The sequence below is a fragment of the Xanthobacter sp. NM-59 genome (assembly GCF_021401125.1).
GTDB lineage: Bacteria > Pseudomonadota > Alphaproteobacteria > Rhizobiales > Xanthobacteraceae > Xanthobacter.
This window is the reverse complement of record NZ_JACBFQ010000019.1, coordinates 20,002-32,747: the sequence shown is the minus strand read 5'-3', so window position 1 is coordinate 32,747 and position 12,746 is coordinate 20,002. Positions and strand designations below refer to the sequence as shown.

Below are 12,746 nucleotides of genomic sequence, written 5' to 3'. Positions count from 1 at the left end.
AGCCGGCGTCGCCGCGGCCTTGGGGGCCTCGGCCGGCGCTGCGGCCTGCGGGGCGGCAGGAGCCTTGGCCTCGGCCGGGGCCGCTGGAGCGGGCGTGTTGGGAGCCTCAGGAGCAGGCGCCTGCGGTGCGGCGGGAGCCGGGGTCGCCGCCACCGGGGCCGCGACGGGCTCGGGTGCGGCGACAGGCGCTGACACGGGTGCCTCAGCCTGAACGGGAGCGACCGGCGCCGGCGCGGCGGGCGCGGGTGCCGCCGGGGCCTTCGCCTGCGGCGCGGCCGGGGATGCGGCGGCGGGAGCCGGAGTGGCAGTGACCGGCGCGGCGGGCGCTGCCGCAGGGCGCGCGGGGGCGGCCGGCGCCGCCGGGGCGGCAGCCGCGGGCTGGGCCGTCTCACCAGGGATGACGCGGCGCTTCACCTTCTCCACCACGACCGCCTTGGAGCGGCCGTGGCTGAAGCTCTGGCGCACAGTGCCCTGTTCCACCGGGCGCTTCAGGGTGAGCGTCTTGCTGCCGGAGGCGGGGTGGAGCGTCTTGTCGCCGGGTGTCTTCGTATCGTTCATTCCGTATCCGTTCCTTGCATCCGGCCGGGCGCTCGGCTGCTGTCCTTGTCTTCGCCACTCTGGTGATCGCCTGAGGAAATCAGAGCCTCGGAAACCAGAGCGTCAGAAACCGGGGTTTCTTGAGAAACCTGTGTTTCACGGCCCCCGCTCACGGGCGCCCCGCGCTCGTCGCCGGCGGGGATCCCCGTCCGCCAGCGTTCGAGCTTGCGGCAGCGCGCGAGAAATCCCGCTGTCGTCGGATGCGCAAGCAGGGCCGCATGTACCACATTTGACCGCCCCAACGCCAAGTCCAAATCAACGCCGGGCAGGGAATTGACGATGTCCGCAACCCGCGAGCCGGAGGCGGCCGCCTGGCGGGCGTGGGCATCGAGTTTGCGAACGCCATCGGGGCTCGCATCGGAGGCGTGCACGAGCACTGCGACCGAGCCGGAGGCGAGCGCTTGCTCCACCTTCATGGTGCCCGTCACCACCCGTCCCGCTTTGTTGGCGAGCGAGAGGCTGGCGCGGGTGTCCTTTTCGAGCAGGCCTTCCACCAGGGCCACAAGGCCTGGTGTGGGCGTGCCCTTGCCTTTGAACGCGCGGCCGAAGGCCTTGCGCTTCAACGCGGTTTCCAGGTCGGCGCGTGTGGCTCGAACCCACGCGCCGCGTCCCGGGAGCTTCCGGGTGAGGTCAGGGACGATCTGTCCGTCCGGCCCCACCACGAAGCGTAGCATCTGTGAGACCGGCGTGACCTGCCGCGTGGCCAGGCACAGGCGCGACAAAGGCGCCCGCGGCGAGCTCAGCCCGCGCGGTCCCTCGTCCGTCTCCACCTCGACCATTTCTGCAAGCACTGCGGGTCATCTCCTTTGCTCTCAGGCGCCGGCCGGGGGCGTGGCGTCAGCGTCCTCTTCGGCCTCGTCGGAGGCCTCCTCGGCGCTGATCCAGCCTGCGGCGACACGGGCATGCATAATGAGCTGCTCGGCATCCTCACGGGAGAACTCGAAGCCGTCGAGGGCGCCGGCATGGCGGATGGTCTCGCCGTCCTTGCGCTCGGACCAGCCAATGAGGTCATCCGTGGCGCAGCCGGCCAGATCCTCCACCGTCTTGATGTCGTTCTCGCCGAACGCCACCAGCATCTTGGACGTCACGCCCGGCAACGGCTTCAGGTCGTCCTCGACACCGAGCTCCTTGCGGCGGTTGTCGAGGGCTTCCTCCACTTCGGCCAGATGCTTCTGGGCGCGGGCCTGGAGCTCGGCGGCGGTATCCTCGTCGAAGCCCTCGATGGAGGCGAGCTCCGAAAGTGGCACGTAGGCAATCTCTTCCACCGAGGCGAAGCCTTCGGAGGCAAGCAGCTGGCCCATCATCTCATCCAGGTCGAGCGCTTCGGAGAACATCTTGGTGCGCTCGGCGAATTCCTTCTGCCGCCGCTCGCTCTCTTCCTGCTCGGTCATGATGTCGATGTCCCAGCCGGTGAGCTGGGTGGCGAGGCGCACATTCTGGCCACGGCGGCCGATGGCCAGCGACAGCTGGGCGTCGGGCACCACCACCTCGATGCGCTCACGCTCTTCGTCGAGCACCACCTTGACCACCTCGGCGGGGGCCAAAGCGTTCACGATGAAGGTGGCGATGTCCGGGTTCCAGGGGATGATGTCGATCTTCTCGCCCTGCAGCTCGTTCACCACCGCCTGCACGCGCGAACCGCGCATACCGACGCAGGCGCCGACCGGATCGACGGAAGAATCTCGGGAGATGACGGCGATCTTGGCGCGGGAGCCGGGATCGCGAGCCACCGCCTTGATCTCCACCACGCCGTCATAGATCTCCGGCACTTCCTGGGCGAACAGCTTCGCCATGAATTGCGGATGGGTGCGGGAGAGGAAGATCTGCGGGCCGCGCGGCTCGCGGCGCACGTCGTAGATGTAGGCGCGGATGCGGTCGCCAGTCTTCACGGTCTCGCGCGGCAGCAGCTCGTCGCGGCGCAGGATGCCCTCGCCACGGCCGAGATCGACCACCACGTTGCCGTATTCCACGCGCTTGACGAGGCCGTTCACCACCTCGCCGATGCGGTCCTTGTATTCGTCATACTGCCGGTCGCGCTCCGCCTCGCGCACCTTCTGCACGATGACCTGCTTGGCGCTCTGCGCGGCAATGCGGCCGAAGTCGAAGGGGGGCAGGGTGTCGGCGATGGTGTCGCCCACCTGGGCCACGGGATTGTGACGGCGCGCGCTGTCCAGCGTGATCTCGGTGGCCGGGTTCTCCACGTCGTCCACCACCAGCAGGTGGCGGGCGAGGCGCAGTTCGCCGGTGCGCGGATTGATGTCCGCGTGGATGTCCGTCTCCTGGCCGTAGCGCGAGCGCGCGGCCTTGGCGATGGCATCCTCCATGGCGGCAATGACGATGGAGCGGTCGATGGACTTCTCCCGCGCGACCGCGTCGGCGATCTGCAGAAGCTCCAGTCGGTTTGCGCTGACGGCCACCATCAGTGCGTCTCCTTCACGGTGCTGATGATCTCGAAATTGGATTTCTTGGCGTTCGACTTCTTCTTGGACGGCTTCTTGCCGGTCGCGCTGTTCTTGGCCTTCTTGCCGGCGACCTTGCCCGTGGCGGCCTTGTTGGCCACCGGCTTGCGGGTTGGCGCGGCAGGCGCGTTGTCGTCCGCCAGATTGTCGTTGGCGATCTCGCCGCCTTCGCCTTCCAGGAAGGCTTCCTCGTCCTCGTCCAGCTCGGCGCCGGCGGCCTTGGCGGCACGCAGGGCGGCGGTGATGAGGGCGTCGGTCAGAACCAGCTTCGCGTCGTGGATGTCGCCCATGGGCAGCAGGACGGTGGCTTCCTCGTCGGCGCGCGCGTCATCGCGGCGCACCACGGCGGAGTCACCCTCGGTGCCCACCAGGTGGCCACGGAAGCGCTTGCGGCCGGCAACCGGCACGCTCATCTCCACCTTCACTTCATGCCCGGCCCAGCGCTCGAAATCCGAAGCGCGCACCAGCGGGCGGTCGATGCCGGGGGAAGAGAGTTCCAGGCGGTAGGCGCCCGCGACCGGGTCCTCCACGTCCAGAACCGGGGAGAGGGCGCGGGAGGCGGCCTCGCAATCGTCGATGGTCATGGAGCCGTCGGGACGCTCGGCCATGATCTGCACGGTGCCGCCGTCGCGATTGGTCACCTTCACGCGCACCAGGCGGAAGCCGAGCGCGCCAAGCACGCCATCGGCGATGGCGGCCACGCGGGCGGCCACTCCGGTTTCGGTGATGAGGCGCGGTTCGTTCGGGTCGTCGCGCTCGAGGCGGGTGTCGGTCATGTCCCTCCGGGACGGCTGGGCGGACGGGCTGGTCGAAAGCGCACGCCGCCGGGTCTCAATTCAAGGGCCGGAGCGTCTGCGATCGAAGACCGGGAAAGCCCGGATAAACAGAAACGGAGCGGACCCCCGCGGGGACCCACTCTCATCACCTTCGACTGCGATGGCGCTGAGGCATCCCCATGTGGGGACTGGCGCAAATATAGCTGGAATCGCGGCATAAGCAAGACGCGCCGCGCGGCGACACGCAGACCTTTGCGGGAAAATCCGCCCCGCGCCCCCGCCGAACGGCATTGTGCCGCATGCCGGGGGCTTGGTGGGCAAGGCCAAGAGGTGTGTGAGATCAGCTCCTGCCGTCACCGGCGACCAGGCTCGCCTGCTCCAGATGGGCGGTGAGGGCCGTGATGTCCTGCTGCAGGCGGGCGAGATCCGGCAAAGCGAGGCCGGTGGCGTCGAGAATGCACGCCGGAATGCTCTGCGCCTTCTCGCGCAACGCTTGCCCTTGTGGCGTGAGTCGCACGCGCACCACGCGCTCGTCCCGCGTGTCGCGGGCGCGGGTGAGATGCCCCATGGCTTCCAGCCGCTTCAAAAGCGGGGTGAGAGTGCTCGATTCAAGGGAGAGGCGCGCGCCAAGGGCACCCACGGTCTCGCCGTCCTGCTCCCATAGCGCCAGCATCACGAGATATTGCGGATAGGTGAGGCCGATGGCGTCGAGCAAGGGCTTGTAAACGCGGTTGAAGGCATGGCCCGCCGCATAGATGGCGAAACACAGAAGCTGGTCGAGGCGCGGGCGCAGGGGCTCGCTGGGCGGTGGCGGTTTGGTCATGGAGGGGCTCCGTTCGGGCCGGGAACCGGGTCTTCGGCAAAATAATTATCGCGCGATCTAATCGCAAGCGCTTGACATGCCGTCTCGGCGGCGAGATATATCGTGCACGATTTAATCGTAAGCGCATTTAACCCCATGACCCCTGGTTCAAGAAAGGAAGTCCCCATGTCCGTGAATGTTCTCTACCGCACCTCCGCCCGTGCCACCGGTGGCCGCGATGGCCGTTCCGGCACCCTCGATGGCAATCTGGATGTGAAGCTGGTGGTGCCCAAGGAGCTGGGCGGCCCCGGCGGGGAGGGGGTGAACCCCGAGCAGCTCTTCGCTACCGGCTATGCGGCGTGTTTCCTTGGCGCCATGAAGTTCGTTGCCGCGCAGGGCGGCGGGGTGAAGGTCCCGGCCGACGCGACTGTGACCGCCACCGTGGGCATCGGCCCCCGCTCGGACGGCGGCTTTGGCCTGGATATCGCCCTCGCTATCGACCTGCCGGGGGTTGAGAAGGAGGCGGCTCAGACCCTCATCGAGAAGGCGCACTTCGTGTGCCCCTATTCCAACGCCACCCGCGGCAACGTGAACGTGGCCCTTAGCCTGGTGTGACTGCCGGTGGCCCGCCCGTAATCGGCGCGGGCCACCTCCATGCCGGGCAAGAGAGGCTGCCGCTGCGAAAAGATCACGGCGCGGCAAAAGATGGCCGATCGCCCCAAAGACCCCCTTGGACCCGGCCGGTTCCGCCTTACTCTGGGACCGGTTTCATCAGGGGGCGGAGGCGGCGTGTTTCCCTCGCCGTGCTCCGGCGGGGGAAGAGCATGAGCGTTGCCAGCATCGGGGCCGGCGCGGCCGGCGTGGAGACGCGCCAGCCCACCGGCCTTTATTTTCTGTTCGCCGCGGAGATGTGGGAGCGCTTCTCCTTCTACGGCATGCAGGCGCTGCTCGTGCTCTACATGGTGAACGTGCTGGGCTTCGGTGATGCGCGCGCCAGCCTGACCTATGGCGCCTATGCCGCCTTCGTCTTCCTCACTCCCATCATCGGCGGCGCGCTGGCGGACCGGGTGCTGGGGTTCCGGCTTTCCATCATTATCGGCGGCCTCATCATCATGGTGGGCCATATCGTGCTGGCGACGCCGTTCGCCGAGAACAGCCTGTTTCTGGGCATGGCCTTCATTGTCATCGGCACCGGCTTCTTCAAATCGTCGGTGTCGGCGGTGGTGGGCCAGCTCTATGGGCCCGATGATGTGCGGCGGGATGGCGGCTATACCCTGTTCTACATGGGCATCAATGTGGGGGCGCTGCTGGCGACGCTGATCGTCGGCTATGTGGGCCAGAAGATCGACTGGCACCTGGGCTTTGGGCTCGCGGCCGTGGGCATGGCCATCGGCCTCGTGGTGTTCGTCGCCGGCACGCGTCATTACGCGCCCGCGACCATGGCGTGTCGCCGGCCGAAGCTGGTGCTGCCGGTGGTGGTGGCGGCCCTGGTGGCCGTGCCGGTGATGACCTGGCTTCTGGCCGTGCCCGACGGCGCCAAGACCATGATGCTGGTGGGTGGCGGCCTCACCTATGCCTATGTGGTGTATCGTGCCTTCACGGCCGAGCCGGAATACCGCCGGCACCTGGTGGCGATCCTGGTCTATGTGCTGTTCGCCAGCTTCTTCTGGGCGCTCTTCAAGCAGAAGGACGGGCCGGTGCTGCTGCTGGTAGACCGTGCCATAGACCGGCACATTCTGGGCTATGAGGTGCCCACCGCCATGTTCACATCGGTGAACCCCTTCCTCATCTTGGTGCTGGCGCCGCTGTTCGCCCGCCTGTGGGGGGCGTTGGGCGCCCGGGGGCGGGAGCCTTCCACCGGCCTCAAGTTCTTCATGGGCATCCTGCTGGCCGGGCTGGCCTTCAGCCTCATCGCCATCGGCGCGTGGCGGGCGAGCGTCACCGGGGAGCCGGCCTCCATGCTCTGGGTCCTGGGCGGCCTGTTCCTGCTCACGGCGGGGGAATTGTCGCTGTCGCCGGTGGGGCTGTCCATGATCTCGGCGCTGTCGCCGCCGAGCCTGACGGGGCTGATGTTCGGCGCGTGGTTCCTCTCCACCTCCTTCGGCGCCTATGCGGCGGGCTGGATCGGTTCCATCGCCACCGTGCCCGAGGGCGCGGCCGCAAGCATGGCCGCCTATGCGGCCGCGGTGGCGGGCGTCTACATGAAGGTGGCGCTGCTCGGCCTCGGCGCGGCCGTGGTCTTCCTGGCTCTGCTGCCCGTGATGCGGCGCCTCGGGGCGCACCACTGAGGGACGCTGTCCGGGGCGCAGGCGGGGCGGGCTATGGGCTGCGTTCAGGCGGAAGCCGCGGGCGCCGCTTGAGACCTGCGCTCGCCGCCCGGGTCCCTCGTCGAAATCCGCTTGGCGCTCAAGTGTGCAGGGCGTCACGGGCTCGAGCATTTCCGTGTTTCGCGGGACCGGGGACGCACTCCAGCTCATGGGGCCGCGGTGTTTGCGCCGAGCCAGCCGGTGTCCACTTCGCTCGAAGACGCGGTGGAAATGCCGATCTGGATTGCCCGCATCGGCGCGCGATTTGAGGAGCACGGGCGCGGCGGGTGGCGAAGGCCCAGCCCCACCACAAAGCGCGGCGTGAGGTTCAATGCGATGCGCGATCCGCGCTCAGCTTGCCTCGCTGCGCAGGGCCATCTTTTCGCGCCGGCGCTGGACCGAGGAGGGGATGTTCATGCCCTCCCGATACTTGGCCACCGTGCGGCGAGCGATGTCGATGCCGTCTTCCTTCAGCTTCTGCACCAGCGTGTCGTCGGAGAGGATGTCGGTGGGCGCCTCGGCGTCGATCAGGCTCTTGATGCGATGGCGCACCGCCTCCGCCGAATGGGCCTCGCCGCCGCCGGACGCGGAAATGGCCGAGGAGAAGAAGAACTTCATCTCCACCACCCCGCGCGGGGTGGCGATGTATTTGTTGGAGGTCACCCGCGAGACGGTGGATTCGTGCATGCCGATGGCATCGGCCACCGTGCGCAGGTTCAGCGGCCGCAGATGGCGCACGCCGTGCAGCAAAAAGGCGTCCTGCTGGCGCACGATCTCGCTCGCCACCTTCAGGATGGTGCGGGCGCGCTGGTCCAGGGAGCGGGTCAGCCAGCTCGCATTCTGCAGGCACTCGGCGAGGAAGCTCTTGTCCTCGGCGGACTTGGCCACCTTGGCGACGGTGGCGTGATAGGTCTGGTTCACCAGCACGCGCGGCAGGGTTTCGGAATTCAGCTCCACCAGCCAGGCGCCGTCGGGGCCGGGGCGCACATAGACGTCCGGCACAAGCGGGTGCACCACGCCCGATCCGAAGGCGAGGCCCGGCTTGGGATCGAGCCGGCGGATCTCGGCGATCATGTCGGCGATGTCGGCGGCATCCACCCCGCACACGCGCTTCAGGGCGTTGCGGTCATGCTTGGCGAGCAGTTCCAGGTTTTCCACCAGCGCCTGCATGGCGGGATCGTAGCGGTCGCGCTCCTTGAGCTGGAGGGCGAGGCATTCGGCCAGGGTGCGCGCGCCGACCCCGGTGGGCTCGAAGCCCTGGATGAGCTTGAGCACGTCCTCCACTTCCTCCCGGCTGGCGGCGAGCTGCTCGGCCACCTGGTCGAGATCGCCGCTGAAATAGCCGGTCTCGTCGATGAGGCCGATGAGGTGCATGCCGATGAGCCGGCGCGCCGGATCGGTCTCCGCCACCGCAAGCTGGGCTTCCAGGTGGTCCGCCAGGGTGGTTTCGGCGGTGAGGAAGGCTTCGGGATTGTAATCCTCGCCGCGCTCGCCACCGCCCCATTCGGTGGTGGAGGAGGAAGGGCTCGACGAGGAGGTGGGCGCGGCACGGTCCGCCGGGGCGTCGTCGGGAAAGACGTTGCCGAGATCGGTGTCCAGCCGGGTTTCCATTTCCGCCCGGCTCGGCTCCATATCCTTTTCCATCCAGTCCCCGGACTGGGCGTCGCGGTCGCCGGCCGGCGGCTCGGGTGCCTCGATCTCCGGGCTTTCGGCGGGGCCCCCATCCTCGCTCGCGCGTTCCAGCAGCGGGTTGCGCTCCAGCTCGGCCTCCACATAGGCCACCAGCTCCATGTTGGAGAGCTGCAGCAGCTTGATGGCCTGCATGAGCTGCGGCGTCATCACCAGCGATTGGCTTTGCCGGAACTCGAGCTTGGGGGTCATCGCCATGCGCGATCCTCCTCGGGGCGAAGGAGGGGAGCTGTCATAGGCGGAACTCCTCGCCGAGATAGAGCCGCCGCACGTCCGGGTCGGAGATGATGGATTCGGGGTCGCCTTCCTTCAGCACCGAGCCGGAATGGATGATGTAGGCGCGGTCGATCAGCCCCAGCGTCTCGCGCACATTGTGATCGGTGATGAGCACGCCGATGCCGCGGGTGGTGAGATGGCGCACCAGCGCCTGGATGTCGCCCACCGCGATGGGGTCGATGCCGGCGAAGGGCTCGTCCAGCAGCATGAAGGAGGGGCGGCTGGCCAAGGCGCGCGCGATTTCCACGCGCCGCCGCTCGCCGCCCGACAGGGCGATGGAGGGCGACTTGCGCACATGGGTGATCTTGAACTCCTCGAGGAGCTGCTCCATCTCCTCGCGCCGCTTGCGGCGGCTGGGCTCGGTCACCTCCAGCACGCCCATGATGTTTCCCTCCACGGTGAGGCCGCGGAAGATGGAGGCCTCCTGGGGCAGGTAGCCGATGCCGAGCCGGGCCCGGCGATACATGGGCATGGGGGTCACGTCGTGCCCGTCGAGCTCGATGCGTCCCGCATCCGCCTTCACAAGGCCGGTGACCATGTAGAAGCAGGTGGTCTTGCCCGCGCCATTGGGGCCGAGCAGGCCCACCGCCTCGCCCCGCCGCACGAACATGGAGACATCGCGCACCACCTTGCGCCCGCCATAGGTCTTGGCCAGGCCATAGGCGGCGAGGGAGCCGACCCCGGCATGGGCGTGCGGATCGTCGTCATAGGGCGCGTCGTGATAGGCTGACGGGTAGGCCGGGGCATTGCCGGCTTCACGCCAACGGGTGTCGCCCGCCGGGGCGGATTGTGACGCCCATGTGGCATATGCGTCATTGTTGGAGGCGAGCCGCTGCGAACCGCGCGGCACGCCGGCCGTGTCGTGGTCCGTGTCGAAATCGGCATCCACGAGGATTTCATTGCTGCGGCGCTTGGCTGCGCCCTTGCCGAACAAGGAAAGGACGTTCAACTCTACCTCCGGCCCGCGGCCCTCAAGAATGCGGCCCCCGGAGTTAGGTTTAAAGCGTCGACGGCAGGGATGCAACGTCACATGCAAAAAATGGGCCGTGGCATGTCGGCGGTCGCCGCAACCGCGCCGTTGCTGTCGCCGTCCTCCGCGGCCTCGATCGCCGCGCCGTCAGCCGCGAGTGGTCCGTGACACCGTCACGCGCATGAAGGCGGGGCCCTGGCCGAGAGCTGATGCTGCCCCGGCAATGCGACGGATTGCGGGCACTCGTCTCGGCGCCCGGTGAGGGGGCGCCCTGCCCCCTGACGCATCGGCCTCAAGCCGTCCTTGCCCGCGCCGAGCGCCGTACGGCAGGGCGGGCGCCCGAAGCGCTTCAGCGGCCCGGGGCGGCTCCAGGGGCGCCCTGATTCTTCAGGCTTCCGGGAACGATCAGGCTTTCCACCCGTCCACCCTCGAAGCGCGAGACGCCGCTGATGAGGTTCACCACCAGCTTCTGCCCGCGAATGACGTTCGGCCCCTGGGTGAGCACCACCGGCTTGCCGGTGAGGGTGACGGTGTTGGACTTCATCTCGAACACGCCGGTTTCGCCGGTGGCGGTCTGGTCCTTGGTGCGCACCACCACGCCGCCGGCGGCCTCCAGCTTGCGGATCTGGCCCTGCTTGAAGCCGGCGCCATCCTCGGGGGAGGCGCTGCCGTCATAATAGACCTGCAGGTCTTTCGAGGTCAGCGTGGTGTCGCCCTGAACCACCACCACGTTGCCGGAAAAGACGGCGACCTTGTCCTTGTCCCGCACCTCCAGCGAATCGGCGTTGATGCGCACCGGCTCGTCGCGGTTGCGCGCGAAGCCCTGGAGGGCGTTGGGCACGTTCTGCGCCTGCGCCAGGACCGGGCCGGACGCCAGGGTGGTGCCGGCGGCCGTCGCCACGGCGGCCAGCATCAGGGTGGCGAAGGCACGGCGGGTCGAAAAGGTCATGGCTGCGGCACCGGTCGTGGAGAGGTGATGAGGGGAACGTGCTCGGCCTCTCCCGGCGCCACCGTGTCGGCCTTGCCCTGCGCCTCGGCGCGGGCTTCGGCCTGGGCTTGCGCCTGGGCGCGGGCCTCGGCGTCGGCGCGGGCCTTGGCGGCCTTGGCCTGTTCGGCGGCCTTGGCTTCCTCGGCGCGGGCGGCCTTGGCCTTGTCGATGTCGGAGATGCGGAAGTCGAGCTGAACATGGCCCTTGAACAGGGCCTTCTCGCCGCGATCGCTCACGGTGAGGGAATCGGCCACCAGGCGGCCGTTGAGATAGGTGAAGGTGACGGGACGCTCGGTGGTGATGGTGCCCGACTTGACGTCCACCTCGGCATTTTCGAGCTGGCCGCCATAGCCGCCCTTCATGGCGAGTTCCACCCCGTCGTCGAGGGTGATGAACTGGCTCTTGGTGTCGAGGCTGCCTTTCTTGGCCTGGACGCTCGCCCAGCCCTTATCCGCCATCTCCATCTTCGCCTCGATGTCGGTCAGCTCGATCACGTCGGGTCGGGTGAGATCCTGGGCGGCGGTCTTGGCGGTGACGGAATAGCCGCGATTGTCGTCGGTGAAGCCGGACAGCTTCGGAAATTCCATGGTCAGGCGCGAGCCCGAGAGGGTCAGGTGTCCGATATCGAACGGCAGCTCGATCTTCACCTGAAGGCTCTTGAACAGCGCGCCCACGCCGATCACCGCCACGGCGGCCAGAACGGCGAGCGGCAGAAGGCGGCGGATCCAGCGCACACGGGCGCTGTGCCGCTGCGCCCGGCGGAAGTCGGGCGGCGGGGGTGGGCTGAAGGCGGTGGCCTCGTCAGTATCGAGATCGCGTGGCGGCACGTGTCGGTTCATCTTCCCCTTCCGGCGGCAAGGTGAATACCGGCTCGCACCGCAGGTCTCCGGGATCCAACGCCCCACGCGCCGGTGACCTTGCAGCGCGTCGCCCCGCGTGCCGGGCGGCCAAATTGTCCGAAATGCGCGCCGCGCGCAAGTGAGCCCGATAAGGGCTTGCTGCGGCGCACATTTCTCGCAGGCGCCACTCAGGCGTGGGCGAAGATGTCCTGTTCCGCCCAGCCCGCGAGGTCCAGCGCGGCGCGGGCCGGCAGGAAGGCGAAGCAGGCGGAGGCGAGGGCGGAGCGGCCTTCGCGCGCCAGCATCTCTTCCAGCTTGGCCTTCAGGGCGTGCAGGTGCAGCACGTCGGAGGCGGCATAGGCGAGCTGGGCATCGGTGAGCTCACCGGAGCCCCAGTCTGAGCTCTGCTGCTGCTTGGAAATATCGACGCCGAGCAGCTCGCGCAGAATGTCCTTCAGGCCGTGGCGGTCGGTATAGGTGCGCACCAGCCGCGAGGCGATCTTGGTGCACCATACCGGCTGGGGCATCACCCGGAAGGTGTGCTGGAGCACGGCGATGTCGAAGCGGCCAAAATGAAACAGCTTGGTCACATTGGGGTCGGCCAGCAGGCGGGTCAGGTTGGGCGCGGTCTTGGCGTTGGCGCCCTGGGGAATCTGGACGAGGTCGGCGCTGCCGTCGCCATTGGAGAGCTGCACCAGGCACAGCCGGTCGCGGAAGGGGTTGAGGCCCATGGTCTCGGTGTCGATGGCGACCACGGGCGCGGCCACGAAATCGGCGGGCAGGTCACCCTGGTGCAGGCGAATGGTCATTGGCTGTCGGTTCTCGTTCCCAAAGGTTCAAAGGAAGGCGGCGCGCCCGATGCCGGGCGCCGCCGCCTGATGCGTCCCTGACAGAGCTACGCGCGAGGCGGCAGGGAGCGCAAGCGGATGTCGCAGGCTTTCCGCCGCCGTGGTAAGAGCGCGAGCGGGCGGACGGAGCCGGCACCGTGCTGCCAGTGGCGGTACGTCACGCAGGTTGTCGTTCGCATTCCGCACCAACATCGGC

General features: G+C 68.2%; 12 protein-coding genes. 2 read left to right on the top strand and 10 right to left on the bottom strand.

Annotated features, from left to right (window positions below):
• The 5 genes from L0966_RS21845 to L0966_RS21825 form a co-directional block, all read right to left on the bottom strand.
• A partial coding sequence (locus tag L0966_RS21845) for a translation initiation factor IF-2 associated domain-containing protein (RefSeq protein ID WP_234054220.1) occupies nucleotides 1-558 on the bottom strand: 558 nt, incomplete at its 3' end.
• Nucleotides 555-1,376 carry an RNA-binding protein gene (locus L0966_RS21840; protein ID WP_234054219.1) on the bottom strand — a complete coding sequence of 274 codons (822 nt, stop codon included), beginning with the start codon at nucleotides 1,374-1,376 and terminating at the stop codon, nucleotides 555-557. The genes L0966_RS21840 and L0966_RS21845, both read right to left, overlap by 4 nt.
• Nucleotides 1,377-1,409: 33 nt before the next feature.
• Complete coding sequence (gene nusA / locus L0966_RS21835; protein ID WP_234054218.1) at nucleotides 1,410-3,017, bottom strand: transcription termination factor NusA; 1,608 nt, start codon at nucleotides 3,015-3,017, stop codon at nucleotides 1,410-1,412.
• Nucleotides 3,017-3,832: a ribosome maturation factor RimP gene (rimP, locus tag L0966_RS21830; RefSeq protein ID WP_234054217.1), complete on the bottom strand. Its 816-nt coding sequence runs from the start codon at nucleotides 3,830-3,832 to the stop codon at nucleotides 3,017-3,019. The genes nusA and rimP overlap by 1 nt, the downstream gene beginning before the upstream one ends.
• A 340-nt stretch (nucleotides 3,833-4,172) precedes the next feature.
• Nucleotides 4,173-4,655 (bottom strand): MarR family winged helix-turn-helix transcriptional regulator, encoded by a 483-nt coding sequence (locus tag L0966_RS21825; protein WP_234054216.1) that lies wholly within the window; start codon nucleotides 4,653-4,655, stop codon nucleotides 4,173-4,175.
• Between the two features lie 165 nt (nucleotides 4,656-4,820).
• Between L0966_RS21825 and L0966_RS21820 the strand changes: the two genes are divergently transcribed.
• A complete protein-coding gene (locus tag L0966_RS21820; RefSeq protein ID WP_234054215.1) occupies nucleotides 4,821-5,249 on the top strand; it encodes an organic hydroperoxide resistance protein in 429 nt (142 codons plus the stop codon).
• A gap of 209 nt (nucleotides 5,250-5,458) precedes the next feature.
• Nucleotides 5,459-6,922: a peptide MFS transporter gene (locus tag L0966_RS21815; RefSeq protein ID WP_234054214.1), complete on the top strand. Its 1,464-nt coding sequence runs from the start codon at nucleotides 5,459-5,461 to the stop codon at nucleotides 6,920-6,922.
• 369 nt (nucleotides 6,923-7,291) lie between these two features.
• Here L0966_RS21815 and rpoN read toward each other — a convergent pair whose 3' ends face one another.
• The 5 genes from rpoN to L0966_RS21790 form a co-directional block, all read right to left on the bottom strand.
• Entirely contained in the window at nucleotides 7,292-8,827 is a 1,536-nt protein-coding gene (gene rpoN, locus L0966_RS21810; RefSeq protein ID WP_234054213.1) for an RNA polymerase factor sigma-54, read from the bottom strand.
• A 34-nt stretch (nucleotides 8,828-8,861) separates the two neighbouring features.
• The gene (lptB, locus tag L0966_RS21805; RefSeq protein WP_234054212.1) at nucleotides 8,862-9,854 is read right to left on the bottom strand and encodes an LPS export ABC transporter ATP-binding protein; all 993 of its coding nucleotides are present in this window, start codon (nucleotides 9,852-9,854) and stop codon (nucleotides 8,862-8,864) included.
• Between the two features lie 370 nt (nucleotides 9,855-10,224).
• Entirely contained in the window at nucleotides 10,225-10,824 is a 600-nt protein-coding gene (locus tag L0966_RS21800) for an LptA/OstA family protein (RefSeq protein ID WP_370640808.1), read from the bottom strand.
• On the bottom strand, nucleotides 10,821-11,702 hold the full coding sequence (lptC, locus tag L0966_RS21795) for an LPS export ABC transporter periplasmic protein LptC (protein WP_234054211.1): 882 nt from the start codon (nucleotides 11,700-11,702) through the stop codon (nucleotides 10,821-10,823). The genes L0966_RS21800 and lptC overlap by 4 nt, the downstream gene beginning before the upstream one ends.
• 188 nt (nucleotides 11,703-11,890) lie before the next feature.
• The gene (locus L0966_RS21790; RefSeq protein WP_234054210.1) at nucleotides 11,891-12,511 is read right to left on the bottom strand and encodes a ribonuclease D; all 621 of its coding nucleotides are present in this window, start codon (nucleotides 12,509-12,511) and stop codon (nucleotides 11,891-11,893) included.
• Nucleotides 12,512-12,746 lie beyond the last annotated feature (235 nt).

What these genes read in the sequence shown, in the direction of transcription:
- L0966_RS21840 (WP_234054219.1), bottom strand. Translation starts at nt 1,376, where the DNA reads ATGGTCGAGGTGGAGACGGACGAGGGACCGCGCGGGCTGAGCTCGCCG.
- nusA (WP_234054218.1), bottom strand. Translation starts at nt 3,017, where the DNA reads ATGGTGGCCGTCAGCGCAAACCGACTGGAGCTTCTGCAGATCGCCGAC.
- rimP (WP_234054217.1), bottom strand. Translation starts at nt 3,832, where the DNA reads ATGACCGACACCCGCCTCGAGCGCGACGACCCGAACGAACCGCGCCTC.
- L0966_RS21825 (WP_234054216.1), bottom strand. Translation starts at nt 4,655, where the DNA reads ATGACCAAACCGCCACCGCCCAGCGAGCCCCTGCGCCCGCGCCTCGAC.
- L0966_RS21820 (WP_234054215.1), top strand. Translation starts at nt 4,821, where the DNA reads ATGTCCGTGAATGTTCTCTACCGCACCTCCGCCCGTGCCACCGGTGGC.
- L0966_RS21815 (WP_234054214.1), top strand. Translation starts at nt 5,459, where the DNA reads ATGAGCGTTGCCAGCATCGGGGCCGGCGCGGCCGGCGTGGAGACGCGC.
- rpoN (WP_234054213.1), bottom strand. Translation starts at nt 8,827, where the DNA reads ATGGCGATGACCCCCAAGCTCGAGTTCCGGCAAAGCCAATCGCTGGTG.
- L0966_RS21800 (WP_370640808.1), bottom strand. Translation starts at nt 10,824, where the DNA reads ATGACCTTTTCGACCCGCCGTGCCTTCGCCACCCTGATGCTGGCCGCC.
- lptC (WP_234054211.1), bottom strand. Translation starts at nt 11,702, where the DNA reads ATGAACCGACACGTGCCGCCACGCGATCTCGATACTGACGAGGCCACC.
- L0966_RS21790 (WP_234054210.1), bottom strand. Translation starts at nt 12,511, where the DNA reads ATGACCATTCGCCTGCACCAGGGTGACCTGCCCGCCGATTTCGTGGCC.